Below are 26,091 nucleotides of genomic sequence, written 5' to 3'. Positions count from 1 at the left end.
GCCCTCCCACAGAACCCATACGGAGCAACAGAATGAAAGCGGTCGCCTACTTCGAATCCCTCGCCATCGACGATCCCCGCGCGCTGCAGGACGTGGAGCTACCAGAGCCGGTGCCCGGCCCGCGAGACCTGCTGGTGGAGGTGCGCGCCATCTCGGTCAACCCGGTAGACACCAAGGTACGCCGCAACACCCAGCCCGAGGCCGGCGAGCCGAAGGTGCTGGGCTGGGACGTCGCCGGCGTGGTGGTCGGGGTGGGCAGCGAGGTCAGCCTGTTCAAGGTCGGCGACGAGGTGTACTACGCTGGCTCCATCGCCCGCGCCGGCGGCAACAGTGAACGCCATCTGGTGGACGAGCGCATCGTCGGACGCAAGCCGCAGAGTCTGGGCTTCGCCGAGGCCGCCGCGCTGCCGCTGACCGCCATCACCGCCTGGGAGCTGCTGTTCGAACGCCTGCAACTGGTGGAGGGCCATGGCGCCGGGCAGCAGCTGCTGATCGTCGGAGCCGCCGGCGGCGTCGGTTCGATCATGCTGCAGCTGGCCCGTCAGCTCACCGAGGTCAGCGTGATCGCCACCGCCTCGCGTCCGGAAACCCAGGCCTGGGCGCGTGAACTCGGCGCGCACCATGTCATCGACCATAGTCAGCCGTTGCACGCCGAGCTGCAGCGCGCCGGTTTCGCCAGCGTCAGCCATGTCGCCAGCCTGACCCAGACCGATCAGCACTTCGACCAGCTGGTCGAGGCACTGACGCCGCAGGGCCGCCTCGCGCTGATCGACGATCCAGCCCAGCCGCTGGACGTGATGAAGCTCAAGCGCAAGAGCCTGTCGCTGCACTGGGAACTGATGTTCACCCGCTCACTGTTCGAGACGCCGGACATGATCGAGCAGCACCACCTGCTGCAGCGCGTCAGCCAGCTGGTCGATCAGGGCGTGCTGCGCACCACCCTCGGCGAACATTTCGGCACCATCAACGCGGCCAATCTGCGCCGTGCTCATGCCCTGCTGGAAAGCGGCAAGGCCAAGGGCAAGATCGTGCTGGAAGGTTTCTGACAGCTTTTAGATAACCCCGGCCTGGCGCAGGCTGGCGATCTGCTCGCCGCTCATGCCCAGCAGGCGCTGCAACAGCGCCTCGCTGTGTTCGCCGAGCAGTGGCGGCGGCATGCGGTAATCCACGGGTGAAGCGGACAGCCGCAGCGGGCTGGCCACCTGCGGCACGTGGCCGGCCAGCGGGTGCGGCATCTCGACGTTCAGCCCGCGGTGCTGCACCTGCGGGTCGGCGAACACCTGGGCCAGGTCGTTGATCGGCCCGCAAGGCACGCCGGCCTGCTCCAGCGCACTGACCCATTCGGCCGTGGTGCGGAACACCGAGACCTGACGAATCAGCGGAATCAGCTCGGTGCGATGGGCAACGCGCGCGCGGTTCGTGGCGAAGCGCGGATCGGCCGCCCACTCGGGATGCTCGGCCACCTCGCAGAACTTGCGGAACTGACCGTCGTTGCCGACGGTGAGGATGATATCGCCATCGGCGGTGGGGAAATCCTGATAGGGCACGATGTTCGGATGGGCATTGCCCATGCGCCTGGGCGCCACGCCGGTGGTGAGATAGTTGAGCGCCTGGTTGCCGAGGCAGGCGACCTGCACGTCGAGCAGCGCCGTGTCGATCTGCTGGCCCTCGCCGCTGCGTTCGCGATGTGCCAGCGCAGCGAGCACGCCGACGGTGGCGTACAGGCCGGTGAGGATATCGGTCAGCGCCACGCCGACCTTCACCGGCCCGGCGCCCTCCTCCGCATCGCTGCGGCCGGTCAGGCTCATCAGCCCGCCTAGGCCCTGAATCATGAAGTCGTAGCCGGCACGTGTGGCGTAGGGGCCGTCCTGGCCGAAACCGGTGATCGAGCAGTAGATCAGCCGCGGATTGATCGCCTTCAGGCTTTCGTAATCCAGCCCGTAGGCGGCCAGCCCGCCGACCTTGAAGTTCTCCAGCAGCACATCGCACTGCGCCACCAGCTCGCGGATGATGCGCTGGCCCTCGGGCCGGGTGAAGTCGACGGTCAGCGACTGCTTGTTGCGGTTGGCGGTCAGGTAATAGGCGGCCTCCGAGGTGTTCTCGCCGTGCTGGTCCTTGAGATAGGGCGGGCCCCAATGGCGGGTATCGTCGCCCGTGCCAGGGCGCTCGACCTTGATCACCTCGGCGCCGAGATCACCGAGAATCTGCCCGCACCAGGGCCCGGCGAGCACGCGCGACAGGTCGAGAACACGGATATGGGACAGGGCGCCGGGCATGGACGAAACCTCGAAGGCTATTGGAAGGTGAAAGCACCCTGGCCTCGGTGGGAGAGGGCCTGGGTGAGGGAACCATGAGCAGTGCCAAGCGCCCTCACCCCCAGCCCCTCTCCCGGAGGGAGAGGGGCGCAGTTTCAGAAGAACGCCTGAATGCCAGTCTGCGCGCGGCCGAGGATCAGCGCGTGCACGTCATGGGTGCCCTCGTAGGTGTTCACCACCTCCAGGTTGACCAGGTGGCGGGCCACGCCGAACTCGTCGCTGATGCCATTGCCGCCCATCATGTCGCGCGCCATGCGCGCCACGTCGAGCGCCTTGCCGCAGCTGTTGCGCTTCATGATCGAGGTGATTTCCACCGCAGCGGTGCCCTCGTCCTTCATGCGGCCGAGGCGCAGGCAGCCCTGCAGGGCCAGGCTGATCTCGGTCTGCATGTCGGCCAACTTCTTCTGGATCAGCTGGTTGGCCGCCAGCGGCCGGCCGAACTGCTGGCGGTCGATCACGTACTGGCGCGCGGTGTGCCAGCAGAACTCGGCGGCGCCCAGCGCGCCCCAGCTGATGCCGTAGCGGGCACTGTTCAGGCAGGTGAAAGGGCCCTTCAGCCCGCGCACGTCGGGGAAGGCGTTCTCTTCCGGGCAGAACACGTTGTCCATGACGATCTCGCCGGTGATCGAGGCGCGCAGGCCGACTTTTCCGTGAATCGTCGGGGCGGACAGCCCTTCCCAGCCCTTTTCCAGCACGAAGCCGCGAATCTCGCCGGCGTCATCCTTGGCCCAGACCACGAACACATCGGCGATCGGGCTGTTGGTGATCCACATCTTGCTGCCGGACAGGCGATAGCCGCCGTCGACCTTCTTCGCCCGGGTGACCATGCTGCCCGGGTCTGAGCCATGGTTCGGCTCGGTCAGGCCGAAGCAGCCGATGTACTCGCCGCTGGCCAGCTTGGGCAGATACTTCTGTCTGGTCGCCTCGTTGCCGAACTCGAAGATCGGCACCATCACCAGCGAGGACTGCACACTCATCATCGAGCGGTAGCCAGAATCGATGCGCTCGACCTCGCGGGCGATCAGGCCGTAGCACACGTAGTTCAGGCCGCTGCCACCGTAGGCTTCGGGAATGGTCGCGCCGAGCAGGCCGGTTTCGCCCATCTCGCGAAAGATCGCCGGATCGGTCTGTTCATGGCGGAAAGCTTCCAGCACCCGCGGCGCCAGCTTGTCCGCGGCGAACTGCGCCGCGCTGTCGCGCACCATGCGCTCTTCTTCGGTCAGCTGCTGATCGAGCAGCAGCGGGTCGATCCAGTTGAAGCTTGCTTTGCCGGCCATGGGAACTCCTCTTGTTTTGTTCTGCAGCGCGGCTGCGCGTGGATGGATTGATCCTAGGCGCGGCGCCAACGGGTCGCAAACGAGGATTTCGCACCGAACTGTGCGCTTTGCTCACTCCGAGATATCCTTTCCGACCAATAACCGGATTATCCAGTGAGGTCTTTGCATAATGCGCCGCAAGATTCCCAGTACCGCCGCGCTGATCGCCTTCGAGGCCGCCGCCCGCCACGAAAGCTTCACCCGCGCGGCCGACGAACTGGCGCTGACCCAGAGCGCGATCTGCCGACAGATCGGCGGGCTGGAGGAATTTCTCGGCCTGGCGCTATTCCGCCGTTCGCGACGCGGCGTGAAGCTGACCGCCGCCGGCCAGTCCTACGCCCGCCGCATCGCCGCGCAACTGGACGCGGTGGAGCGCGACACACTGTCGGTGATGGGCCAGCAGGGCGCGATGAGCCTTGAGCTGGCGGTGGTGCCGACTTTCGGCACCCAATGGCTGGTGCCACGCCTCAGGCATTTCCAGGCGCTGCATCCGGAGATCACGGTGAACCTGACCAACCGCACCCGGCCGTTTCTCTTTGCCGATACCGAGTTCGATGCCGCCATCTACTTCGGCGACGCCGACTGGTCCGGTACCGAGGCGCACTACCTGATGCCCGAGGACCTGCAGCCAGTCTGCAGTCCGGCCCTGCTGCGCGATGGTCGGCCGTTCACGACCCACGCCCTGGCCGAACTGCCGCTGCTGCAGCAGACCACCCGACCCTATGCCTGGCGGCAGTGGTTCGATTCATTGGAGTTGAAAGTCGCCCGTGACATGACCGGGCCGCGGCTGGAACTGTTCTCCATGCTGGCGCAGGCAGCCGAGCATGGCATGGGGGTGGCGCTGATCCCGCCGTTCCTGATCCAGCGGGAACTGGCCGAGGGACGGCTGGTGCTGGCGCATCCGCACGCCTATCGCAGCGAGACGCGGGCGTACTACCTGATGATTCCGGAGCGCAAGGTGGAGTCGGCGGGGCTGGTGGCGTTTCGGGACTGGTTGAAGGAGGAAGCGAGGGTTTGGCGGGAGGGGGCGTAGGGACGTGAGGAATTTGGCACCTGAAGGGCCGTAGGGTGGCAACCGCGCAGCGTTTTCCACCACAGGTGGCGTGCAGGTTTGGGTCTGACGAGCCAGGTGCCAGGACATCCAGAATGAGCGCGCCGAATCGCGGGCACAGGCGAAACTACTTCTTCTTACGAGGCTTCAGATACTTCATCAATCCCTGAAACCACATCACCAGAGCCGGATTCCCCTGGATCTGGATGTCCTTGTTCTGAATTCCCTGCATGAACGCCAGCTGCTTGTTCTTCGCCGTCATGGTAGCGAAGCCATAGGCGGCATCCTTGAACCCCAGGGAGAAAGCCGGCTCGCTCGCAGGACCGCGCTTGCTGGTGACGCGCTGGTTCTTCACCACGAAATGCCGGGCGACCTTGCCGTCCAGAGTGTGCAGCTGGAAGCTCAGGTCCTTGTCGCCCAGCTGCTGCTGGAACTCGGGATTGGTGCGGCTGGCCTTGGCCATCAGGCGGCCCAGCATCCAAAGCAGAAAGCGGAATTTCATGACGTGTAGTCCCGACCGGTACGAGAGGAAGGCCGCATTGTAGTGGCTTGATCGGCGGGGGGAAGGACGGGTACGAACGGGTCTGGGGCGGACCGGCTGGTCAGGTTTACCCGGAGCCGATCGGCTCCGGGTCGGCGCAGCGTCAGTTGACGGCGTCTTTGAGCATCTTGCCCGGTTTGAACGCGACGGTATTGCTGGCCTTGATGGTTACCGGTTGCCCGGTCTGCGGGTTTTTCCCGGTGCGGGCACCACGGTGGCGCTGAACGAAGGTGCCGAAACCAACCAGGGTCACGCTGTCCTTGCGGTTCAGCGCGTTGGTGATTTCATCCAGCACGGCGTTGAGTACGCGATTGGCCTGGTCCTTGGACAGATCGGCCTTCTCGGCAATGGCTGCGGCGAGTTCCGGTTTACGCATTGGGAGCCTCTGAGACGTTTTTGTTGTTGTGTCCGTACTGTTCACAAGAACAGCGCTAAAGGCGCTGCAACAGCTCTAGGCTGGGGCAGACCCATGGAGAATGGCACGGCGCTAGCACCTGCGCCAGTCCCTGTAGGCGGCTCGCCAGCTCAGCCGGGGGACTTTAGCGACAGAATTTGCGGTAGTTCCGCCAGCACCGGCGGCAGCTGCTTGTTCAGCCCCAGCCGCTCCTGCACCGCCGCGCCGGTCAGGGCGTAGCCGAGCAGCTGCCCGGAGGCACCGAGATAGAGCGCTTTCACATCATTCCCCTGCGCCTCGACGGTCCACTCGCCTGCGCTACCGGCAGCGGGCAGTGAGACCACCACCGGGCATGCCGGGGTCTTTACGGTGACCGGCATGGGGCCATAACTGACAAAGGTAGGATTGCCAAACAGTGTTTTAGCCATGGCGCGCGCACCGGCCATCAGCGGCATGACGTAGAGCAGGTTCAACCCCTCCACTTCCGCGCAATCGCCGAGGGCGTAGACGTGGGCCGCCGAGGTCTGCAGCAGGCGATCAACGACGATGCCGCGCTTGACCTCAAGCCCCGCCTCGGCAGCCAGCTCGGTGCGCGGGCGCAGGCCAACGGCGCTGACCACCAGATCGCAGGCCAGCCGATTGCCATCGGAAAGCTGCGCCTGCAGGCCGTTGTCACTGCGTTCGAGGCGCTGCAGCGTTGAGCCCAGGTGGAAGCGCGCGCCGATGCCCTCCAGGCCACGCCTTACCGCTTGGGCCGCCTGCAGCGGCAGCAGGCCGGGCATGACCTGCTCGCTCGGCGCGACCAGATCGACCTCGTGGCCGCCCAGCAGCAGGTCGTTGGCGAACTCGCAGCCGATCAGCCCGGCGCCGAGGATCAGCACGCGGCGCTTGCCGGCGACGGCGGCGCGGAAGCGGCCGTAATCGTGCAGGTCGTTGATCAGGAATACTGCGTCGGCGGCATCGCCTGCGACCGGCACCTGGATCGTCTGCGCCCCCCAGGCCAGTACCAGATCGCGATATGAGACCGGTTCATTGCCGATCCACACGCGCCGATTCGCCGGATCGAGGCGGGTGACGCGGGTATGGATGCGAATCTCGGCGTTCAGCTGCTCGGCCATGGCACCGGCGGTGGCCATGCCCAGGCTTTCGGCGTTCTTGTTGGCGGCGAAACCGGTGGACAGCAACGGTTTGGAGTAGGAGCGCCCGTCATCGGCGGTGATCAGCAACAGCGGCGTCTGCGTGTCCAGCTTGCGGAATTCACGGGCCAGATTGTAGCCGGCCAGGCCGGTACCGATGATGACTACAGGTGCGCTCACGTCATGTCCTCGTATGGGTGGTTGGCGATACGGTTTTCAGCCGATGGCGATCATTTCGAAGTCCATCTTGCCGACACCGCAGTCCGGGCAAACCCAGTCTTCCGGCACGTCTTCCCAGGCCGTCCCGGGCGCGATACCTTCTTCCGGTACGCCCAGCGCTTCGTCATAGATGTAGCCGCACACCACACATTGCCATTTCTTCATGGGTAACCTCGATGCTCTTTCGACTGCGACGCACGCTATACCAGAACAGCGCGCCGCACCAATTCCACAAATGAAAACGGGCGGCCTGAGCCGCCCGTCGCGATACCGCCAGGCTTAGCCTGCGGTACCCGCCAGCGGGTCGCTGATGCCCATCACGTAGAACCCGATCAGGCCGATGGTGCCGGCCAGGATGAGGTAGTACAGGGTCGGCAGCATGGTCTTGCGCAGGGTGATCCCTTCGCGACCGAGCAGGCCTACCGTGGCCGAAGCCGCCACCACGTTGTGAATGGCGATCATGTTGCCCGCCGCCGCACCCACCGACTGCAGCGCCACCATCAGTGCACCAGACAGGCCGAGCAGCCCCGCGGTGTTGAACTGGAACTGCGACAGCATCAGGTTGGATACGGTGTTGGAACCGGCGATGAAGGCGCCCAGCGCACCGACTGCCGGAGCGAAGAACGGATAGACGCTACCCACGCTGTTGGCCACCAACTGCGCCATGGCCACCGGCATGGACACTAGATCGGAGCCGTTCACGCCCGAGTTGATCAGGATCCGCACCATCGGGATAGTGAAGATCAGCACGAAGCCCGCGCCAAGCAGGGTCTTGCTCGACTCGGAAATCGCCGCGCCCAGCTCACCTGCCTTCATCCGATGCAGGAAGAAGGTGATCAGCACCACGATGCAGAGAATGCCACCCGGCAGGTACAGCGGCTCCAGCGTACCGGACACGCCGGTCTCACCGAGGATGTCCTTCCAGCCGAAGCTGAACGACATCAGCAGCGCCTTGAAATCCGGGAACACCCGCGACGCCACCAGCAGTGCTGCGAGGATCAGATACGGCGCCCAGGCCATCGGCACCGAAATCGGCGTCTTGCCGGCGACGTCCTCGATCTTCATCTCGATCTTGCCCATCCACTCGGATGGCCACTCGCTCGCCGGGGCGAAATCCCAGCTGTCCTTGGGCAGCAGGAAACCGGCCTTGGCCGCCGGCACAACGATGGCCAGACCGACCAGCGCACCGATCATCGACGGGAATTCCGGACCGAGGAACACACCCGCCGCGGCATACGGAATGACGAAGGCCAGACCGGTGAACACGGCGAACGGCGCAACCGCCAGACCTTCGGTCCAGGATTTGTTGCGGCCGAAGTAGCGGGTCATGATGCTGACCATGATCAGCGGCATGAGAATCCCGCACAGCGCATGGATGATGGCGACGCGCGAGAAGATCAGGTGGAAGAACACCTCCCAGTTGCTGCCCACCGCTGCCAGCTGCTCGCTGATACCGGTCTTGTCCAGCCCCGCACCGACGCCGACCAGAATCGGCGTGCCCACCGCGCCGAAGGATACCGGCGTGGACTGCACCATCATCCCCATGACCACTGCCGCCAGAGCCGGGAAGCCCAGCGCGACCATCAGCGGCGCCGCCACCGCAGCCGGCGTACCGAAGCCCGAGGCCCCCTCGATGAAGCAGCCGAACAGCCAGGCGACGATCAGCACCTGAACGCGACGGTCAGGACTGACATTGGAGAAGCCACGCCGAATCGAACTGATCCCCCCGGAATGTTTCAGCGTGTTTAGCAGCAGAATCGCACCGAAGATGATCCAGAGGATCGCCGCGGTGAGGATCAGGCCCTGCAAGGTCGAGGCGATGACCCGGTTGAGGGTCATGTCCCAGGCCAGCAGGCCGATCACTGCAGTGAGGACGAAAACCAGCGGCATGGCGTACTTGGCCGGCCAGCGAAAGCCGATCAGCAGCACACCCGCCAGCACCAGCGGCACGAAGGCCAGGATGGACAGTAGTGTTTGACTCATTTGTTGGGTCCCTGCTTTTTTGTTGTGAACCGCTTCTATTGTGTCCGGGCATGCCCGGTGCCTCGCATGAAACGCCCCCACACGGCGCGCCTCGCAGCGACCAGGCCGAAACCTCGCCGCTCATGCTCGAAAGCCCCGGGCGCCGTGGAGCGCCTGGGGCTTCTGTCCTTTACCGCATGCGCCGGGCTTCCGGCAGCACGCGGCCGATCCTGCCTGTCAGCCCTGGGCCGCCTTGAAACGCTGGCGCCAGGCGTGCAGCAGAGGCTCGGTATAACCGGCAGGCTGCTCGCGCCCCTTGAACACCAGATCACAGGCCGCCTGGAAGGCCGCCGACTGAGTGTAGTCGGCAGACATGGCGCGATAGAGCGGATCACCGGCATTCTGCTGGTCGACCACCTTGGCCATGCGCTCCAGGGTTTCCTGCACCTGCTCGCGGGTCACCACGCCATGGTGCAACCAGTTGGCCACGTGCTGGCTGGAGATACGCAGGGTGGCGCGGTCCTCCATCAGGCCGACATTGTGGATGTCCGGCACCTTGGAGCAGCCGACGCCCTGCTCGACCCAGCGCACCACGTAGCCGAGGATGCCCTGGCAGTTGTTGTCCAGCTCCTGCTGCTTCTCCTCAGCGCTCCACTTGTCCTCGGCGACCACCGGGATGGTCAGCAGGTCGTTGAGCAGTTGATCGCGCTCGGCGGCCAGATCGACCTTTTCCAGCTCGCTCTGCACGGCCTGCACGTTCACCTGGTGGTAATGCAGCGCATGCAGGGTGGCGCCGGTCGGCGACGGTACCCAGGCGGTGTTGGCACCGGATTTCGGATGGCCGATCTTCTGCTCGAGCATGGCCGCCATCAGGTCCGGCATGGCCCACATGCCCTTGCCGATCTGCGCCTTGCCGCGCAGGCCGCAGGCCAGGCCGACCAGCACGTTGTTGCGCTCGTAGGACTGGATCCATGGGGTGGATTTCATGTCGCCCTTGCGCAGCACCGGGCCGGCTTCCATGCAGGTGTGCATCTCGTCACCGGTACGGTCGAGGAAGCCGGTATTGATGAAGGCCACGCGGTGCTTAGCTGCGGCGATGCAGGCCTTGAGGTTGGCGCTGGTACGGCGCTCCTCGTCCATGATGCCCATTTTCAGGGTATAGCGAGGCACACCGATCAGGTCCTCGACGCGACCGAACAGCTCGTCGGCGAAGGCGACTTCCTTCGGCCCGTGCATCTTCGGCTTGACGATGTAGACGCTGCCGGTGCGCGAGTTGCCCTTGCGCTTGAGGTCATGCTTGGCGATCAGGCTGGTGAACACGCCGTCCATGATGCCTTCCGGGATCTCGCCGCCGTCTTCCAGCAGGATCGCCGGGTTGGTCATCAGGTGACCGACATTGCGGATGAACAGCAGCGAGCGACCGTGCAGCTTCAGTTCACCACCGTTGGGCGCGCTGTATTCGCGGTCCGGGTTCAGGCGGCGGACGAAGCTCGAGCTGCCCTTGGCGACTTCCTCGCTGAGGGTGCCCTGCACGATGCCCAGCCAGTTGCGGTAGGCCAGCACCTTGTCGTCGGCATCCACCGCGGCGACCGAGTCTTCGCAGTCGAGGATGGTGGAAACGGCGGACTCGACCAGCAGGTCCTTCACGCCAGCAGCATCGGTCTGGCCGATCGGGCTGTTCGGATCGAACTGGATCTCGACATGCAGGCCATTGTTCTTCAGCAGCACGGCTTTCGGCTCGACCGCTTCGCCCTGGAAGCCGACGAATTTTTCCGGCTGCTTGAGGCCGGTGACGCTGCCGTTCTCCAGGGTGACCTTCAGCTGGCCGTCCTGCACGCGGTAGGCGGTGGCATCGGCGTGGCTGCCTTCGGCCAGCGGCGCAGCCTGATCGAGGAAGTTGCGTGCGTAGGCGATGACCTTGGCGCCACGGACTTCGTTGTAGCCCGGGCCCTTCTGCGCGCCGCCCTCTTCGGAGATGGCGTCGGTGCCGTACAGGGCGTCATACAGCGAACCCCAGCGGGCGTTGGCGGCGTTCAGCGCATAGCGGGCGTTCATGATCGGCACCACCAGCTGCGGGCCGGCCTGAGTGGCGATCTCGCTGTCGACGTTGGCGGTTTCGATCCTCACCTCGCCCGGCACCGGCAGCAGGTAGCCGATGGACTCGAGGAAGGCGCGGTAGGCAGCCATGTCCTTGATTGGGCCGGGATTGGCCTTATGCCAGCTGTCCAGCTCGACCTGCATACGGTCGCGCTCGGCGAGCAGCTCACGGTTCTTCGGCGCCAGGTCGTGGACCAGGGCGTCCAGGCCCTGCCAGAAGGCGGCGGCTTCGATACCGGTGCCCGGCAGAACTTCGTCTTCGATGAAACGCTGCAGATTGGCCGCGACTTGCAGGCGGCCCAGGGTTACACGCTCGGTCATCAGTCGTTCTCCTCTCTTGTTCAGTTGGCCAGGGCGGCGACGCCGGCCTTGGCGATCTGGGCGTCCTGCGTGGCGGTCACGCCGGACACACCGACCGCGCCGATCACCTGGCCGTCGACCACCACCGGCACGCCGCCTTCCAGCGAGCAGACCACCGGCGCGGAGAGGAAGGCGCTGCGGCCACCGTTGACCATGTCTTCATAGCCCTTGGTTTCGCGACGGCCGAGCGCCGAGCTGCGGGCCTTCTCGGTGGCGATGTAGGAGGCGATCGGCGCACAGCCGTCCAGACGCTCCAGCGCCAGCGGATGGCCGCCGTCGTCGGCGACGACGATGGTCACGGCCCAGCCGTTGGCCTGCGCTTCGGCACGGGCGGCGGCAAGGATGGTGGCGACTTCGGTCTGGCTCAGTACGGCTTTGCTTTTCATCTCGATTCTCCTGTCTTGGTATTTCGGTTGTTCGCTGGCCGCCCTGACTGGGCGACCGAACCATGAGGCGTTGCTACTGCATCGATTCCTCGACCACTTCGATCCAGTGCTTGACCGGCGTGCGGCCGGCGCCGTCGAGGTGGGTCTGGCAGCCGATGTTGGCGGTGACGATCACTTCCGGCTTGCCGCTCTCCAGCGCGTTGAGCTTGTTGTCGCGCAGCTGGTGGGAAATCTCCGGCTGGGTGATCGAATAGCTGCCGGCCGAGCCACAGCACAGGTGCGCATCCGGCACCGCGGTGAGCTGGTAGCCCAGGCGGGTGAGCACGTCTTCGACCGCGCCGCCGAGCTTCTGTGCGTGCTGCAGGGTGCACGGGCAATGGAAGGCCATGCGCTTGTCGGCACGCACGTTGAGCTTTTCCAGCTCGGCGCTGCGCAGCACTTCGACCAGATCCTTGGCAAGCTCGCTGACCCGCGCGGCCTTGGCGGCGTAGGCCGGGTCATCCTTGAGCAAATGACCGTATTCCTTGACGAAGGCGCCGCAGCCGCTGGCGGTCTGCACGATGGCTTCGGCACCGGCTTCGATGGCCGGCCACCAGGCGTCGATGTTGCGCCGCGCACGATCCAGGCCGGCATCCTGGGCATTGAGGTGGTAGTCCACCGCGCCACAGCAGCCGGCTTCGCGCGCCGGACTGACGCTGATGCCCAGGCGGTCGAGCACGCGCGCTGCGGCGGCATTGGTGCTCGGCGACAGGCTAGGCTGCACGCAGCCTTCGAGAATCAGCATGCGACGGCTGTGCATCACCTGCGGGCGCGGCTTGGCAGGGCGGATCTCGCGCGGCAGGTGATCCTTGAGCGAGGCCGGCATCAGCGGCTTCAGCGCGTTGCCTGCGCCCAGCAACGCCTTGAACAGGCCCGGGCGCGGGATCACCGTGCGCAGGCCACCGCGCACGATGCGCTCGCCCAGCGGGCGCTGCACCTGCTGCTCGATGAAATCGCGGCCGATGTCCAGCAGGTTGTGGTACTTCACCCCGGACGGGCAGGTGGTCTCGCAGTTGCGGCAGGTCAGGCAGCGGTCCAGGTGCAGCTGGGTGCTCTCGGTCACCTCGCCGCCTTCGAACATCTGCTTCATCAGGTAGATGCGCCCGCGCGGGCCGTCCAGCTCGTCGCCCAGCAGCTGGTAGGTCGGACAGGTGGCATTGCAGAAGCCGCAATGCACGCAGGAGCGCAGGATGCTTTCGGCTTCTTCGGCGCGCGGCAACCGCTTGGCCGCTTCGCTCAGATTGGTTTGCATATCAGACCTCGGAATACATGCGGCCGGGGTTGAAGATCCCCTGCGGATCCAGCGCGGCCTTGAGCTGGCGGTGATAGCGCAGCAGCGGTGCCGCCAGCGGCTGGAACGGATTGGTCGTGGCACCTTCGCTGAAGCAGGTGGCATGGCCGCCGACCTCGATGGCGATGCCGCGGATGGTCACCGCGTCGGCATCGGACTTCAGCCAGCGCTGGGCACCGGCCCAGTCCACCAGCTGATCGCCGGGCAGACCCAACGCCGGCGTGTTGTTCGGCAGCGACAGGCGCCACAACGGAAGCGGGTCGGCGAAGAAGGCCAGGCGCTGCTCGCGCAGATCGTTCCAGTAGCCGGGGTCGAGATCCTCGCCACCAATACGCTCGCGGGCCGCACCAACAGAGCCTTCGCCGCCTTCCAGACGCAGGTGCAGCGCCTGGCCATCATGGCTGGCGGCGCTGATCGGGATCGGCTGCTGGCCCCACTCGGCGAGCTTGAGCAGTGCGCTGTCGAGGTCGATTTCCAGACGCAGGCTGGTGCACAGGCGCGGCTTGGGCAGGACCTTGAGCGAGACTTCGGTGAGTACGCCGAGGCAACCGAAGCTGCCGGCCATCAGGCGCGACAGGTCGTAGCCGGCGACGTTCTTCATCACCTCGCCACCGAAACGCAGGTGCTTGCCCTGGCCGGTGATGACCCGCGAGCCGAGCACGAAATCGCGCACCGAACCGCTCCACGGACGACGCGGGCCGGACAGCCCGGCAGCGATCATGCCGCCGACGGTGGCGCCCTCGCCGAAGTGGGGCGGCTCGCAAGGCAGCATCTGCCCTGCAGCATCCAGCGCGGCTTCCAGCTCCGTAAGCGGCGTGCCGGCGCGGACGGTGACCACCAGTTCGGTGGGGTCATAGCTGACGATGCCGCGGTGCTCGCGGGTATCGAGCAGTACGCCGTCGACCTGCCGGCCGAGGAAAGCCTTGCTGCCGCTGCCCTGAATGCGCAGCGGCGTGTTGGCGGCAAGTGCCTGGTTGACCTGATCCAGCAACTGCGCGCTGGCGTCGTTGGCGATTACGGACATCAGAAACGCTCCAGTTCGGGGAAAGGCAGCTGGCCGTTGTGGATGTGCATGCGGCCGAATTCGGCGCAGCGATGCAGGGTCGGGATGTTCTTGCCCGGATTGAGCAAGCCGCTCGGGTCGAAGGCCGCCTTCACCGCGTGGAACAGCGTCAGTTCGTCGGCGTTGAACTGCGAGCACATCTGATTGATCTTCTCGCGGCCGACGCCGTGTTCGCCGGTAATGCTGCCGCCGACCTTCACGCAGAGTTCGAGGATCTTGCCGCCCAGGTCTTCGGCGCGCTCCAGCTCACCGGGCTGGTTGGCATCAAAGAGAATCAGCGGGTGCATGTTGCCGTCGCCGGCATGGAACACGTTGGCCACGCGCAGGCCGAACTGCTCGGAGAGATCGGAGATGCCCTTGAGCACACCCGGCAGCTCGCGGCGCGGAATGGTGCCGTCCATGCAGTAGTAGTCCGGCGAGATACGCCCGACCGCCGGGAAGGCGTTCTTGCGTCCGGCCCAGAAACGCACGCGCTCGGCTTCGTCCTTGGCCAGGCGCACTTCGGTGGCACCGGCCAGCTTCAGCACTTCGCTGACGCGGGCGCAGTCGTCGTGAACGTCTGCTTCGACGCCGTCGAGTTCGCAGAGCAGAATCGCCTCGGCATCCACCGGATAACCGGCGTGGATGAAGTCTTCGGCAGCGCGGATCGACAGGTTGTCCATCATTTCCAGGCCACCGGGGATGATGCCGGCGGCGATGATGTCGCCCACCGCACGACCGGCCTTCTCCACAGAGTCGAAGGCGGCGAGCAGCACCTTGGCCACCTGCGGCTTGGGCAGCAGCTTGACCGTCACCTCGGTGACGATGCCGAGCATGCCTTCGGAGCCGGTGAACAGCGCCAGCAGGTCGAAGCCTGGCGAATCCAAGGCGTCGGAGCCGAGCGTCATGCGCTCGCCTTCGACGGTGAGGATGTCCACCTTGAGCAGGTTGTGCACGGTCAGGCCGTACTTCAGGCAATGCACGCCGCCGGCATTCTCGGCGACGTTGCCGCCGATGGAGCAGGCGATCTGCGACGAGGGGTCCGGCGCGTAGTACAGCTCATAGGGGGCCGCGGCCTGGGAGATCGCCAGGTTGCGCACGCCGGGCTGGACCCGGGCGAAGCGCCCAGCCGGGTCGACTTCGAGAATCTTGTTGAAACGCGCCATGACCAGCAGGATGCCCTGCTCCAGTGGCAGCGCGCCGCCGGACAGACCGGTACCGGCGCCACGGGCAACCACCGGCACGCCGCGCTGATGGCAGAGCTTGAGCAGCGTCTCGACCTGCTCGATACGCTCGGGCAGCACCACCAGCAGCGGCGTGGTGCGGTAGGCGGAAAGGCCGTCGCACTCGTAGGGCTTGAGGTCCTCGCTGCGGTGGAGGATGTCCAGGTCGGGCAGCTGCGCCTGCAGTTCGGCCAGCAGGGCAGCCTTGTCGACCTTGGGCAACGCACCATCGACGCGTTCGTCGTAGAGAATGTTCATGGCAGGTTCCAGTTCTCGTGGGGCCACAGCCAGCGCGCACGGCTGCGGTGGAATGACGCATCTTTAACGTCGAAGGTGGGCGCGCGTCCATGCCCCAGATAACTGGTCCTACCAGTTTTTTGTAGTCGCCCGATGAAAGGCACTACCAAATAGCCCTCCAGACGGTGCTGTTACTGGCATTCAGGCATTCAGGGTAAACTTCCGCCAAACTGGTCCTACCAGTAGGAGAACGAAGGAAATGCAGAACGAAAACCACAATGACCGTCGTCAAGTCGCCGATGTCGTCGCCGAGCGCATCGAACGGCTGATCGTCGACGGCGTATTGAAGGTCGGCCAGGCGCTGCCATCGGAACGCCGTCTGTGCGAGAAGCTGGGCATTTCCCGCTCGGCGTTGCGCGAGGGCCTGCGGGTGCTGCGCGGGCGCGGCATCATCGAAACGTCCCAGGGCCGTGGCTCTTTCGTCGCCGAACTGTCCGGCAACCACGACGCCAGCCCGCTGATGCACCTGTTCAACTCGCAACCGCGCACGCTCTACGACCTGCTGGAAGTACGCGCGCTGCTGGAAAGCGAGTCGGCACGGCTGGCCGCCCTGCGCGGCACCGATGCGGATTTCGTGCTGCTCGGCCGCCGCTACGAGGAAATGCTCGCCGCCCACGCCAGCGAGGACGGCGCCGACCCCCGCGAGCACGCCCGCCTCGACCATGCGTTTCATCTGGCGATCTGCGAGGCCTCGCACAACCCGGTGCTGGTGCACACGCTGCAGTCGCTGACCGACCTGATGCTCAGCACGGTTTTCGCCTCGGTGAACAACCTATACCACCGACCGGCACAGAAGCGCCAGATCGACCGCCAGCACTCGCGGCTCTATCACGCGGTGATCGAGCGTCTGCCGGAACAGGCCCAGCGTGCGGCACGCGACCATATCCACGGCATTCGCGACAATCTCAAGGAGATCGAGCAGGAAGAGCAGCGCCTGGTGCGCGCCACCATGCGCCTTGAAGGCTGGACCTGAGGCGTATGTAGCGTTTACCGAGCGCGGCTACAGCCTGGCCGGACAGCCCGCACCCGTGCCGCGCCCAAGTCGCATGCTAGACTCGCCGCTCTTTTCCGCTAGCTCTGACGCACCGTGTCCGAAATTCATGACTGGCTAAGTGCCGACCGCCTCCCCTCCCCCCTCGATCCCGCCCTGCACGACTGGCTCTACGTCGACAAGGGCTCGCTCACCCGCCGCCTGACCGAGCTGGCCGATGGCGCCTTCAGCGTGACGCCGCTACACGAAGCCTGGCAGCCCCTGCGTGCCGACGAGTGCGCCGCGCTCGGCGTTCCGGCCGAGAGCGAGGGCTGGGTGCGTGAAGTCTATCTGTGCGGTCATGGCCAGCCCTGGGTGTTCGCCCGCAGCGTCGCCGCGCGAGCGCAGCTGGAGGACTCCGGCCTCGACCTGCAGCGCCTGGGCAATCGTTCCCTGGGTGAGCTGTTGTTCAGCGATCCGGCCTTTGCCCGCGGCACGCTCGAGGCCTGTCATTACCCCGCGCGCTGGCTACCGGATGCGTGCCGTGTCGACGGCCTCTGGGCGCGGCGCTCGTGCTTCCGCCAGAATCGGCTCGGCGTGCTGGTCGCCGAGGTGTTCCTCCCCGAGCTGTGGCAGGCCGCCGCCGTCACGCCCTGAGCGCGCCGCTCTGCATGCCCCCTTCCGCCAAGGAGAGCCGTTGATGTATCTGAAACTGCTGCAATCGTGCAATCGCCTGCACCCGCGCGCCTGGGACTTCATCCAGCTGATGCGCCTGGACCGGCCCATCGGCACCTATCTGCTGCTATGGCCGACGCTGTGGGCGCTGTGGATCGCTGCCGAAGGCGTGCCCAGCGCGAAGAACCTGTTCATCTTCGTCACCGGCGTGATCCTGATGCGCGCCGCCGGCTGCGTGGTCAACGACTTCGCCGACCGCAACTTCGATGGCCACGTGCAACGCACCCAGGCGCGCCCCATGGCCACCGGCAAGATCAGCTCGCGCGAGGCCTGGACGCTGTTCGCCGTGCTGGTCGGCCTGAGCTTCGGCCTGGTGCTGCTGACCAACGCGACCACCGTCTACCTGTCCTTCGGCGCCCTGGCGCTGGCCGCCTGCTACCCGTTCATGAAGCGCTACACCTTCTATCCGCAGGTGGTGCTCGGCGCGGCCTTCTCCTGGGGCATGCCGATGGCCTTCACCGCGGAGACCGGCAGCCTGCCGCCCGAGGCCTGGCTGTTGTTCATCGCCAACCTGCTGTGGACGGTGGCCTACGACACCTACTACGCCATGGCCGACCGCGAGGACGACCTGAAGATTGGCATCAAGTCCACCGCCATCCTCTTCGGCGAAGCGGACCGCGTCATCATCGTCACCCTGCAGGGCCTGGCGCTGTTCTGCCTGCTCCTTGCCGGCGTGCGCTTCGAGCTGGGCCAGTGGTTCCACCTCGGGCTGGTGGTCGCCGCCGGCTGCTTCGCCTGGGAGTTCTGGAAAACCCAATCGCGCAAACCGCAGATCTGCTTCAAGGCGTTCCTGCACAACCACTGGGCAGGACTGGCGATCCTGGCGGGCATCGTGCTGGACTACGCTACCAAGGCTTAAGCCCAGGCGCGCCGGGCTAGAGCGCCGGAGCACGGCAGCCTGTTGCCGTCTGCCTGTCACATGGCTGCAATAATTCCGTTATCTAATGCCGGACGACAAGAACAGACCCGAGGCTTGACCATGAACGGCAAGAGCATACTGATCGTCGATGACGAGGCGCCGATCCGGGAGATGATCGTCGTCGCCCTGGAAATGGCCGGCTATGACTGTCTCGAAGCAGAGAACACCCAGCAGGCCCACGCGCTGATCATCGACCGCAAGCCGGACCTGATCCTGCTCGACTGGATGCTACCCGGCACGTCCGGCATCGAACTGGCGCGCCGCCTCAAGCGTGACGAGCTGACCGCCGACACGCCAATCATCATGCTTACCGCCAAGGGTGAAGAGGACAACAAGATTCAGGGCCTGGAAGTCGGCGCCGACGACTACATCACCAAACCCTTCTCACCGCGCGAGCTGGTAGCGCGCCTGAAGGCCGTGCTGCGCCGTGCGACGCCGGTGGACAGCGAATCGCCGATCGAGATCGGTGGCCTGCTGCTCGACCCGGTCAGCCACCGCGTCACCATCGACGGCAAACCGGCCGAGATGGGCCCCACCGAATACCGTCTGCTGCAATTCTTCATGACCCACCAGGAGCGCGCCTACACCCGCAGCCAGCTGCTCGATCAGGTCTGGGGCGGCAATGTCTATGTCGAGGAGCGCACCGTCGATGTGCATATCCGTCGGCTGCGCAAGGCGCTCGGCGAAGCCTACGAGAACCTGGTGCAGACGGTACGCGGCACCGGTTATCGTTTCTCCAGCAAAAGCTGAGCGCGCCGGGTGAGCATGCGTCCCGGCGTCATCCATCCCATCATCGCCACCTCTCTGGAGTGCATCGGTTGAATCAGGACTGGCAAGGAGCCCTCGTGCGTCGCCTGCTGCTTCTGCTGGGCGGCTGCCTGCTGCTGGGACTGCTGACCGGCGAATATGCCTGGGCGCTGGTCCTTGGCCTGACCGGCTACCTGATCTGGACCCTGCGCCAGCTGCTGCGCCTGCAGCGCTGGCTGCGGCGTGCCGACCCGGACGAAGCGCCGCCGGATTCGGCCGGCATCTGGGGCGATGTGTTCGACAGCCTCTACCAGCTGCAGCGCCGCGACCTGCGCCTGCGCGGCGAACTGCAAGGCATCATCGATCGCGCCCAGGGCTCTACCGCCGCACTCAAGGATGCGGTGATCATGCTCGACAGCGATGGCAATCTGGAATGGTGGAACCCCGCCGCCAACCGCCTGCTGGGGCTGAAGAAGCCGCAGGACGCCGGTCACCCGATCGGCAACCTGGTGCGTCATCCGGCGTTCAAGGAGTACTTCGACGGCGGCAACTATGACCAGCCGCTGGAGCTGGCCTCTCCCGTCGATGACCGCATTCGCCTGCAGTTCAACATCACTCGCTACGGCAACCGCGAGCACCTGCTGCTGGTCCGCGACGTCACCCGCCTGCACCAGCTGGAGCAGATGCGCAAAGACTTCGTCGCCAACGTATCCCACGAGCTGCGCACGCCGCTCACCGTCATCGCCGGCTATCTGGAAACCCTGCTGGAAAACGCCGATGCGGTGAACCCGCGCTGGCTCCGGGCGCTGCAGCAGATGAATCAGCAGGCCGGGCGCATGCAGCACCTGCTCAACGACCTACTCCTGCTGGCTCGTCTGGAAACCAGCAGTCGCCCGACCGACAACCAGCCGGTGGCGGTGGGCCTGCTGCTGCAATCGATCATCAGCGATGCCCGCGCACTATCTGGCAGCCGCGGCCACCTGATCAGCCTCGATGCCGACCCGGCGCTGCTGCTCAAGGGCAGCGAGACGGAGCTGCGCAGCGCCTTCTCCAACCTGGTGTTCAATGCGGTGAAGTACACACCCGATGGCGGCAGTGTGCATGTGCGCTGGTGGGCCGACGAGGTCGGTGCGCACCTCAGTGTCGAGGACAGCGGTATCGGCATCGAGCAGAAGCATTTGCCACGCCTGACCGAGCGTTTCTACCGCGTCGACTCCAGCCGTGCCAGCAGCACCGGCGGCACGGGACTGGGGCTGGCCATCGTCAAGCACGTGCTGCTGCGCCACCAGGGCCGCCTGGATATCAGCAGTACACCTGGCCAAGGCAGCCGCTTCTCCTGCCACTTCCAGAACAGCCAGGTGTCCGAACGCTGACCCGCTGCCAGCGCGAGCCGGAAAAATCCCGGCTCATCGCTTGAAAAGCCGGCCCGCCGCCGCCATCCTGTCGCGATCATTGGCTACCCGACCCCTTCATGGACCCCTCCCCCAGTTACGCCGCCTCGTCCTATTTCGCCGATTTCGGTCTGATTCTCTTTGCCCTGTTCCTCGTGCTGCTCAACGGCTTCTTCGTTGCCGCCGAGTTCGCCATGGTCAAGCTGCGCTCCACCAAGGTGGAAGCGATTGCCAGCCGGCACGGCTGGCGCGGGCACATTCTGCGCACCGTTCACGCTCAGCTCGACGCCTACCTTTCGGCCTGCCAGCTAGGCATCACACTGGCTTCGCTCGGCCTCGGCTGGGTCGGCGAGCCGGCGTTCGCGCACCTGCTCGAACCGCTGCTGGCCAGCATCGGCATCCAGTCCCAGGCGCTGGTGCACGGCATCGCTTTCTTCACTGCCTTCTTCATCATTTCCTACCTGCATATCGTGGTTGGTGAGCTGGCACCGAAGTCCTGGGCGATCCGCAAGCCGGAGCTGCTATCGCTGTGGACGGCCGTTCCGCTGTACCTGTTCTACTGGCTGATGTACCCGGCCATCTACCTGCTAAATGCCAGTGCCAACGCCATTCTCCGCATTGCCGGCCAGGGCGAGCCGGGGGCGCACCACGATCATCACTACAGCCGCGACGAGCTCAAGCTGATCCTGCATTCCAACCGCGCCCGCGACCCCGGCAACCAGCAGATCCAGGTGCTGGCCTCGGCGGTGGAAATGAGCGAGCTGGAAGTCGTTGACTGGGCCAACTCCCGCGAGGACCTGCTGCAACTCGAGCACGATGCGCCGCTGAGCGAGGTCCTCGAGGTCATTCGCCGCCACAAGTACAGCCGCTACCCTGTCTACGACAACCAGCAGGGCGAGTACGTCGGCTTGCTGCACATCAAGGACCTGCTGCTGGCGCTGGCCGCCGATGATCACCTGCCCGAGCACTTCTGCCTGAACGAGCTGCTGCGCCCACTGGAACGGGTGTCCAAGCACATGCCGCTGGCCAGCCTGCTCGAGCAGTTTCGTCAGGGAGGGGCGCATTTCGTACTGGTCGAGGAAGGCGACCACAAGGTAATTGGCTTCCTGACCATGGAAGACGTGCTCGAAGTGCTGGTTGGCGACATCCAGGACGAACATCGCAAGACCGAACGCGGCGTGCTTGCCTACCAGCCCGGCAAGCTGCTGGTCCGCGGCGACACCCCGCTGTTCAAGCTGGAGCGCCTGCTGGAGATCGATCTCGATCACGTCGAGGCTGAAACCCTTGCCGGTCTGGTTTACGAGACGCTGAAACGTGTCCCCGATGAAGACGAAGTGCTTCAGGTCGATGGCCTGCAGATAGTCATCAAGAAGATGCGCGGACCGAAGATCGTCTTGGCCAAGGTCCTTCGTTTTCCGGGATAGATCGCCCGCCATTGCTGGCCAACCATAGTTACCTTTTCGTTTACATACCGCTCGCTAATCCTTGATTTACAAGTATTAACGACCGCCCATCGTGATACGCAGAATTATTTTCAGACAGCGCCAGTCCACGCCATAGGCGGCTCGCTTGAGCCGCCACCGATTTCTTATCGAATGACGATGGAGCTTCCCGCATGCGCATCAATGGTTTGACTACCACAACCGCCTTGGCCCTGTGCCTGGCAGCCACCTCCCAGGCTTTTGCTCAATCGGCCACCGGCCCGATCTCCACGTTCGGCGTCATTGGCTCGCACAATCAGTACAAGCTGACCGTGAACGACGAAAGCGACAAGGAGCGCCTCAACCAGGGCGGGCTGTACTACAACTTCGGCAACAAGATGACCGGACAGGAAGGCTTCATCTACCAGGCCGGAATCGAAGGTCAGTACCGTGAAAAAGACGATGTGGAATATCTGTCCGCTCGCGCCGATCTCGACCTGGGCCTGCGCGCAGCCCTGAGTACCAACAACTATGTCGACCTGATTGTCGGCGGCGGCTACGACTGGGGACGCATCGAGCAGGATGACGTGCGCGTCGGCATCTTCGAGGAAGACGTCAAGCTGACCACCCGCTCGCCATTCGCCAAGGCAGGTATCGGCTACAACTACCTGACGCCCGACTACACCGTGCGCCTTGAAGTGGGCGCCCGCTATTCCATCGAAGCGGACAGCAAGCTGAAGGTTGGCGGCGAAAGCGACACCGTCGACCTCAAGGACAAGGTCAACCCCTACGGTGAGCTGAGCGTGCTGTGGAACAAGGGCATCAACAACATGCCAATCAGCACCAGCCTGTACTACACCCAGACCCGCTACGAGATCGACAGTGACAGCGAGTTTGCCGAAAACAGCAAGCTCAAGCAGGAACAGGTCGGTTTGAAGGTCGGCCTGGCATTCTGAGTTGCTGAAATTGCCGACCTGTCATAAACGGACCGGTGAGCGGCCAGCGCGGCTACTCACCCCCCACGGCGAAATTCGGCAGGCTGTTGACCGGCTGGGAGAAGTCGAAGGGAATCGACTCGATCGCCAGGCCGACGTTGCGCTGCACCACGAAGTGCAGGTGCGGCCCGGTGCTGTTGCCGGTATTGCCGGAACGCGCGATACGCGTACCACTCTCGACGCGCTGTCCCTCGCGCACCGCTACCGACCCTTTCATCAGGTGCAGATAGACGCCCATGGTGCCGTCGTCATGCATGATGCGCACGAAGTTGCCGGCCGGGTTGTTGCCGCGGCCGCTCTGCTCGTTCTCGATCTTTACCACCATGCCGCCGCGCGCGGAGACGATGGGCGTGCCTTCGGGCATGGCGATGTCGACCGCATAGCGGCCCTTCGGCGTGAAATGGCTGTACTGGCCGTTGGCGCCCTGGGTCAGGCGGAACGGACCGCCGCGCCATGGCAGCGGGTACTTGTAAGGTTTGGGCAGCAGGCGCGGATCGCCCAGGGCATGGCGAAGCTTGGGCGTGTATTTGAGTGGCTTGCTGGCATCGCGCGGGGCCAGCGTGGCCAGACGAATCTGACTGCGCGGCGGCAATACCCAGCGAATCGGCTTGGCCGGTGCGCCGACGGCATTGACGACGTTTTCCAGCTTCAGCTCGATATCGACCGGCGCGAACAGGTCGTTACGCACCAGCAGCGTCTCGCCCGCCGCGTGCTTGCGGGTTTCCAGTTTGACCTGGGTGTCGAGCTTTTCCACCATGCGGTCACTGAAGACGAAAACCTGCGCGCCAGGCGCAGCCTGGTCGCTGTAGGTCACGACCCCATTGGCGTCGGTGTATTTGTAGATGGTCAGGGCCAGCGCCGGCGTAGCCAGCAGCGGCAGCCCGAGCAACAGAAGAATGCGCCCCAGCATAACGGCAGTTTTTCTAGTGGTTATAGTGTTAGAGCGGGAAGACTAGCAGTGCCGAAGAACCTGTGCGAGCCACCGACCGTCGGGGTGTGATGCTCGTCAGTTTGTCTGCGTGGCCAGGCGCCGAACGGTCACCTGGCCGGATCGAATCAGGCGCCTGGGACGAAGTGCCGCTGCGCGGTACCACGGGCGATCAGGCGCGACAGGTAGTCCATCTTCTGCGGATCGCGATCAACGAAGCGGAACGACAGCTGCAGCCACTCGCTGTCGGGCTTGGGTTCGAACGCGGCGACGGCATGCAGGTAGCCATTGAGACGGGCGACCTCACCGCCCTCGCCCTGCTCGAGATCGAACACGGCGCTTTCCAGCACCTGCGGCAACTGCTCGCCGCGTTTGACCACCAGCAGCGCTTCCTTGAGGCTCAGTGCCTTGATCACGCACGCGACACTGCCGTTGGCCAGGCGCAACTGGCCCTGCCCGCGACCGGACGCGGCACCGGCTGGTGCGCTGGCAGGCGCTGCACTGGGCTGAATCAGCGGCGAGGCCTTGGCTTCGGCGGCCGGAGCGGCGGGTCGTACCACCTCGGCCTTGCCGCCCGTCAGCGCGGCCAGCGAGTCGTTGGCCATGCCGGTCGCCAGGCTTCGCGTCGGCGCACTGGCGGCCAGGGCATCCAGCTTGCCGGCGCGGCCGAGAGCCTTGCGTACCTTGCTGGTGAGCTGTTCGTTGGAAAAAGGCTTGCCGATGAAATCCGAAACGCCGGCCTGAATGGCCTGCACCACGTTCTCCTTGTCGCCACGGCTGGTGACCATGATGAACGGCGTGGTCTTCAGCGAATCCTGCGAGCGGCACCAGGTCAGCAGCTCCAGCCCCGACATCTCCGGCATCTCCCAGTCGCAGAGGATCAGGTCGAAGCGCTCACGGGCGAGCATCTGCTGGGCCTTGCGTCCATTCACCGCATCCTCGGTGCGAATCCCGGGAAATTGGCTGCGCAGCGCCTTCTTCACCAGGTCGCGGATAAAGGGCGCGTCATCCACTACCAGCACACTGACCTTGCTCATCCTTCACTCCTGCTCGAATGCCGGCAAGCATAGCCGCAGGAGCGTATCGACAAAAGCGCGTAAGGGCATGGATGCGCAAGTTGTTGCGCCGGATCAGCCAGAAACCGCCGCGACGCCCCTCCGCTGCTGGCTTGCAGCAGGACAGCCTTGCCGCGGCGCGGCATACTCGCCTCTTCTCCAGCTTCGCGAGGCCAGTCATGTTCCAGCACATTCTCGTCGCTCACGATCTCAGCCCGGACGCCGGTCTGGCCCTGCAGCGTGCCGTCCAGCTGGCGCGACAGACAGGCGCACGGCTCAGCCTGCTGCACGTGCTCGACGAGCGCGATCCGTCCGCCGACGAGCACGCGGCACGCGCCTGGCTGCAGGAGCGTCTGCGCGAGCAGCAGCTGGACCAGCTCGAGCCCTGGATTCGCCGCGGCCCGGCGGTGGAGGAAATCCTCACCCAGGCCGAAGGGCTGGAAGCCGACCTGCTGGTCCTGGGCCGCCACCACCGTGGCTCCAGTCAGGGCTTCGCCGGCACCACGCTGGAACGCATCATGCTCGAGAGCACCGCGCCGCTGCTGCTGGTGGTCGCGCCGGCCGAGGCGCCGTACCGTCGCGCGATGGCCGCGCTGGACTTCTCCCGCTGCGCCACCCGCGCCATGCAGTGCGCCTGGCAGCTGCTGGATGGCGACGCCGAGCTGCATGCCCTGCACGTGCATGAGATGGCCGAGGTGCACGGCCCGGACCCCGAGGGTCTGGTGCTGCAGCAGGAGCTGTTCGATCAGCTGGTGGAGGATATCCAGCAGCAACTGCCGCAAACCGGTGCGTTGCTGAGCTACAGCCTGCATCAGGGCGAGCGCAGCAACTGCCTGGACGCCGCCCTGCGCGACTGGCAACCGCAGCTGCTCGCCCTGGGCAGCCACAGCCGTAGCGAGATGAGCAGTGCGCTACTCGGCAGCCTGGCGCGTCAGTTTCTCGACCAGCCGCCCTGCGACATCCTGATCGCCCGCTGACCCCCGCCCGCCTGCGCCCGTGGCCCCGCTACGGGCGTGAATCTGCGCCGCAGCGCCATCATCGCAGCGGCATCGAGTTGCGTCCCGTCGAAGCCCTGCTACGGTTAGAGCCAGAACAACAATAAGAAGAAGACGCCCATGTGCCCTGCTTCGACTGATTCTCGCCCTACCCTTTCGCTATCCAGCCATTCGACTTCGCAGCATGACGCGACGGCGGCAGCCTGCCTGATGCGCGGATTGCCACGCACCGTCGTCCGCCGGTGCACCACGGCGGCCCTCGCGCG

Annotated in this window: 24 protein-coding genes; 10 read left to right on the top strand and 14 right to left on the bottom strand. The window is 65.2% G+C overall.

Annotation, left to right across the window (positions count from 1 at the left end; translation table 11 throughout):
* Positions 1-32: 32 nt before the first annotated feature.
* Positions 33-1,046: a zinc-binding alcohol dehydrogenase family protein gene (locus BM275_RS14190; RefSeq protein WP_090521898.1), complete on the top strand. Its 1,014-nt coding sequence runs from the start codon at positions 33-35 to the stop codon at positions 1,044-1,046.
* A gap of 6 nt (positions 1,047-1,052) precedes the next feature.
* On the opposite strand, the gene BM275_RS14185 is transcribed toward BM275_RS14190, so the two are convergent.
* Both BM275_RS14185 and BM275_RS14180 read right to left on the bottom strand, forming a co-directional pair.
* On the bottom strand, positions 1,053-2,276 hold the full coding sequence (locus tag BM275_RS14185) for a CaiB/BaiF CoA transferase family protein (protein ID WP_090521896.1): 1,224 nt from the start codon (positions 2,274-2,276) through the stop codon (positions 1,053-1,055).
* A 134-nt stretch (positions 2,277-2,410) separates the two neighbouring features.
* On the bottom strand, positions 2,411-3,592 hold the full coding sequence (locus tag BM275_RS14180) for an acyl-CoA dehydrogenase (RefSeq protein WP_090521894.1): 1,182 nt from the start codon (positions 3,590-3,592) through the stop codon (positions 2,411-2,413).
* A 169-nt stretch (positions 3,593-3,761) separates the two neighbouring features.
* On the opposite strand from BM275_RS14180, the gene BM275_RS14175 reads away from it, so the two are divergent.
* A complete protein-coding gene (locus BM275_RS14175) occupies positions 3,762-4,664 on the top strand; it encodes a LysR family transcriptional regulator (protein ID WP_090521892.1) in 903 nt (300 codons plus the stop codon).
* Positions 4,665-4,809: 145 nt separating this feature from the next.
* Here the strand turns inward: BM275_RS14175 and BM275_RS14170 are convergent, their stop codons facing one another.
* From BM275_RS14170 to glcD, 10 genes are all read right to left on the bottom strand, one after another.
* Positions 4,810-5,184, bottom strand: a complete 375-nt coding sequence (locus BM275_RS14170; protein WP_041015218.1) for an SCP2 sterol-binding domain-containing protein — start codon at positions 5,182-5,184, stop codon at positions 4,810-4,812.
* 142 nt (positions 5,185-5,326) lie between these two features.
* Positions 5,327-5,599: an HU family DNA-binding protein gene (locus BM275_RS14165; RefSeq protein WP_003283322.1), complete on the bottom strand. Its 273-nt coding sequence runs from the start codon at positions 5,597-5,599 to the stop codon at positions 5,327-5,329.
* 149 nt (positions 5,600-5,748) lie between these two features.
* Entirely contained in the window at positions 5,749-6,933 is a 1,185-nt protein-coding gene (locus BM275_RS14160; protein WP_090521889.1) for an NAD(P)/FAD-dependent oxidoreductase, read from the bottom strand.
* A 36-nt stretch (positions 6,934-6,969) separates the two neighbouring features.
* Positions 6,970-7,137, bottom strand: coding sequence for a rubredoxin (rd, locus tag BM275_RS14155; protein ID WP_003283319.1), 168 nt, complete (start codon positions 7,135-7,137; stop codon positions 6,970-6,972).
* 114 nt (positions 7,138-7,251) lie between these two features.
* On the bottom strand, positions 7,252-8,955 hold the full coding sequence (locus tag BM275_RS14150; RefSeq protein WP_090521887.1) for an L-lactate permease: 1,704 nt from the start codon (positions 8,953-8,955) through the stop codon (positions 7,252-7,254).
* 216 nt (positions 8,956-9,171) lie between these two features.
* A complete protein-coding gene (locus BM275_RS14145) occupies positions 9,172-11,352 on the bottom strand; it encodes a malate synthase G (RefSeq protein ID WP_090521885.1) in 2,181 nt (726 codons plus the stop codon).
* A 20-nt stretch (positions 11,353-11,372) separates the two neighbouring features.
* A complete protein-coding gene (locus BM275_RS14140; RefSeq protein WP_023444558.1) occupies positions 11,373-11,777 on the bottom strand; it encodes a heme-binding protein in 405 nt (134 codons plus the stop codon).
* A gap of 73 nt (positions 11,778-11,850) precedes the next feature.
* Positions 11,851-13,068: a glycolate oxidase subunit GlcF gene (gene glcF, locus BM275_RS14135; RefSeq protein WP_090521883.1), complete on the bottom strand. Its 1,218-nt coding sequence runs from the start codon at positions 13,066-13,068 to the stop codon at positions 11,851-11,853.
* Position 13,069: 1 nt separating this feature from the next.
* Positions 13,070-14,131: a glycolate oxidase subunit GlcE gene (gene glcE, locus BM275_RS14130; RefSeq protein ID WP_090521881.1), complete on the bottom strand. Its 1,062-nt coding sequence runs from the start codon at positions 14,129-14,131 to the stop codon at positions 13,070-13,072.
* The gene (glcD, locus tag BM275_RS14125) at positions 14,131-15,630 is read right to left on the bottom strand and encodes a glycolate oxidase subunit GlcD (RefSeq protein ID WP_015278497.1); all 1,500 of its coding nucleotides are present in this window, start codon (positions 15,628-15,630) and stop codon (positions 14,131-14,133) included. The genes glcE and glcD overlap by 1 nt, the downstream gene beginning before the upstream one ends.
* Before the next feature lie 238 nt (positions 15,631-15,868).
* Here glcD and glcC point away from each other — a divergent pair, with 238 nt between their 5' ends.
* From glcC to BM275_RS14090, 7 genes are all read left to right on the top strand, one after another.
* On the top strand, positions 15,869-16,642 hold the full coding sequence (gene glcC / locus BM275_RS14120) for a transcriptional regulator GlcC (protein ID WP_041015224.1): 774 nt from the start codon (positions 15,869-15,871) through the stop codon (positions 16,640-16,642).
* A gap of 114 nt (positions 16,643-16,756) precedes the next feature.
* The gene (locus tag BM275_RS14115) at positions 16,757-17,296 is read left to right on the top strand and encodes a chorismate--pyruvate lyase family protein (protein ID WP_042927861.1); all 540 of its coding nucleotides are present in this window, start codon (positions 16,757-16,759) and stop codon (positions 17,294-17,296) included.
* Between the two features lie 43 nt (positions 17,297-17,339).
* A complete protein-coding gene (gene ubiA, locus BM275_RS14110; RefSeq protein ID WP_090521878.1) occupies positions 17,340-18,233 on the top strand; it encodes a 4-hydroxybenzoate octaprenyltransferase in 894 nt (297 codons plus the stop codon).
* A gap of 120 nt (positions 18,234-18,353) precedes the next feature.
* On the top strand, positions 18,354-19,043 hold the full coding sequence (gene phoB, locus BM275_RS14105; RefSeq protein ID WP_003283304.1) for a phosphate regulon transcriptional regulator PhoB: 690 nt from the start codon (positions 18,354-18,356) through the stop codon (positions 19,041-19,043).
* A gap of 68 nt (positions 19,044-19,111) precedes the next feature.
* Entirely contained in the window at positions 19,112-20,413 is a 1,302-nt protein-coding gene (gene phoR / locus BM275_RS14100; RefSeq protein ID WP_090521875.1) for a phosphate regulon sensor histidine kinase PhoR, read from the top strand.
* A gap of 98 nt (positions 20,414-20,511) precedes the next feature.
* Entirely contained in the window at positions 20,512-21,855 is a 1,344-nt protein-coding gene (locus tag BM275_RS14095; RefSeq protein WP_023444552.1) for a hemolysin family protein, read from the top strand.
* 191 nt (positions 21,856-22,046) lie between these two features.
* Positions 22,047-22,808 (top strand): outer membrane beta-barrel protein, encoded by a 762-nt coding sequence (locus tag BM275_RS14090; protein ID WP_042927857.1) that lies wholly within the window; start codon positions 22,047-22,049, stop codon positions 22,806-22,808.
* 52 nt (positions 22,809-22,860) lie between these two features.
* Here the strand turns inward: BM275_RS14090 and BM275_RS14085 are convergent, their stop codons facing one another.
* Both BM275_RS14085 and BM275_RS14080 read right to left on the bottom strand, forming a co-directional pair.
* Positions 22,861-23,757, bottom strand: coding sequence for a peptidoglycan DD-metalloendopeptidase family protein (locus BM275_RS14085; RefSeq protein WP_023444550.1), 897 nt, complete (start codon positions 23,755-23,757; stop codon positions 22,861-22,863).
* 146 nt (positions 23,758-23,903) lie between these two features.
* A complete protein-coding gene (locus BM275_RS14080) occupies positions 23,904-24,812 on the bottom strand; it encodes a response regulator (RefSeq protein ID WP_090521873.1) in 909 nt (302 codons plus the stop codon).
* 197 nt (positions 24,813-25,009) lie between these two features.
* Between BM275_RS14080 and BM275_RS14075 the strand changes: the two genes are divergently transcribed.
* Positions 25,010-25,807 carry a universal stress protein gene (locus tag BM275_RS14075; RefSeq protein WP_090522075.1) on the top strand — a complete coding sequence of 266 codons (798 nt, stop codon included), beginning with the start codon at positions 25,010-25,012 and terminating at the stop codon, positions 25,805-25,807.
* The last annotated feature ends 284 nt before the right edge of the window (positions 25,808-26,091 follow it).

The sequence above is a fragment of the Stutzerimonas kunmingensis genome (assembly GCF_900114065.1).
GTDB lineage: Bacteria > Pseudomonadota > Gammaproteobacteria > Pseudomonadales > Pseudomonadaceae > Stutzerimonas > Stutzerimonas kunmingensis.
The sequence above is the reverse complement of the archived record's forward strand: the minus strand, read 5'-3'. Positions and strand labels throughout refer to the sequence as shown.

Bases quoted from the DNA above. Each gene is read 5' to 3' on its own strand.
- BM275_RS14190 (WP_090521898.1), top strand. From the start codon at position 33: ATGAAAGCGGTCGCCTACTTCGAATCCCTCGCCATCGACGATCCCCGC.
- BM275_RS14185 (WP_090521896.1), bottom strand. From the start codon at position 2,276: ATGCCCGGCGCCCTGTCCCATATCCGTGTTCTCGACCTGTCGCGCGTG.
- BM275_RS14180 (WP_090521894.1), bottom strand. From the start codon at position 3,592: ATGGCCGGCAAAGCAAGCTTCAACTGGATCGACCCGCTGCTGCTCGAT.
- BM275_RS14175 (WP_090521892.1), top strand. From the start codon at position 3,762: ATGCGCCGCAAGATTCCCAGTACCGCCGCGCTGATCGCCTTCGAGGCC.
- BM275_RS14170 (WP_041015218.1), bottom strand. From the start codon at position 5,184: ATGAAATTCCGCTTTCTGCTTTGGATGCTGGGCCGCCTGATGGCCAAG.
- BM275_RS14165 (WP_003283322.1), bottom strand. From the start codon at position 5,599: ATGCGTAAACCGGAACTCGCCGCAGCCATTGCCGAGAAGGCCGATCTG.
- rd (WP_003283319.1), bottom strand. From the start codon at position 7,137: ATGAAGAAATGGCAATGTGTGGTGTGCGGCTACATCTATGACGAAGCG.
- BM275_RS14150 (WP_090521887.1), bottom strand. From the start codon at position 8,955: ATGAGTCAAACACTACTGTCCATCCTGGCCTTCGTGCCGCTGGTGCTG.
- BM275_RS14145 (WP_090521885.1), bottom strand. From the start codon at position 11,352: ATGACCGAGCGTGTAACCCTGGGCCGCCTGCAAGTCGCGGCCAATCTG.
- BM275_RS14140 (WP_023444558.1), bottom strand. From the start codon at position 11,777: ATGAAAAGCAAAGCCGTACTGAGCCAGACCGAAGTCGCCACCATCCTT.
- glcF (WP_090521883.1), bottom strand. From the start codon at position 13,068: ATGCAAACCAATCTGAGCGAAGCGGCCAAGCGGTTGCCGCGCGCCGAA.
- glcE (WP_090521881.1), bottom strand. From the start codon at position 14,131: ATGTCCGTAATCGCCAACGACGCCAGCGCGCAGTTGCTGGATCAGGTC.
- glcD (WP_015278497.1), bottom strand. From the start codon at position 15,630: ATGAACATTCTCTACGACGAACGCGTCGATGGTGCGTTGCCCAAGGTC.
- glcC (WP_041015224.1), top strand. From the start codon at position 15,869: ATGCAGAACGAAAACCACAATGACCGTCGTCAAGTCGCCGATGTCGTC.
- ubiA (WP_090521878.1), top strand. From the start codon at position 17,340: ATGTATCTGAAACTGCTGCAATCGTGCAATCGCCTGCACCCGCGCGCC.
- phoB (WP_003283304.1), top strand. From the start codon at position 18,354: ATGAACGGCAAGAGCATACTGATCGTCGATGACGAGGCGCCGATCCGG.
- BM275_RS14095 (WP_023444552.1), top strand. From the start codon at position 20,512: ATGGACCCCTCCCCCAGTTACGCCGCCTCGTCCTATTTCGCCGATTTC.
- BM275_RS14090 (WP_042927857.1), top strand. From the start codon at position 22,047: ATGCGCATCAATGGTTTGACTACCACAACCGCCTTGGCCCTGTGCCTG.
- BM275_RS14085 (WP_023444550.1), bottom strand. From the start codon at position 23,757: ATGCTGGGGCGCATTCTTCTGTTGCTCGGGCTGCCGCTGCTGGCTACG.
- BM275_RS14080 (WP_090521873.1), bottom strand. From the start codon at position 24,812: ATGAGCAAGGTCAGTGTGCTGGTAGTGGATGACGCGCCCTTTATCCGC.
- BM275_RS14075 (WP_090522075.1), top strand. From the start codon at position 25,010: ATGTTCCAGCACATTCTCGTCGCTCACGATCTCAGCCCGGACGCCGGT.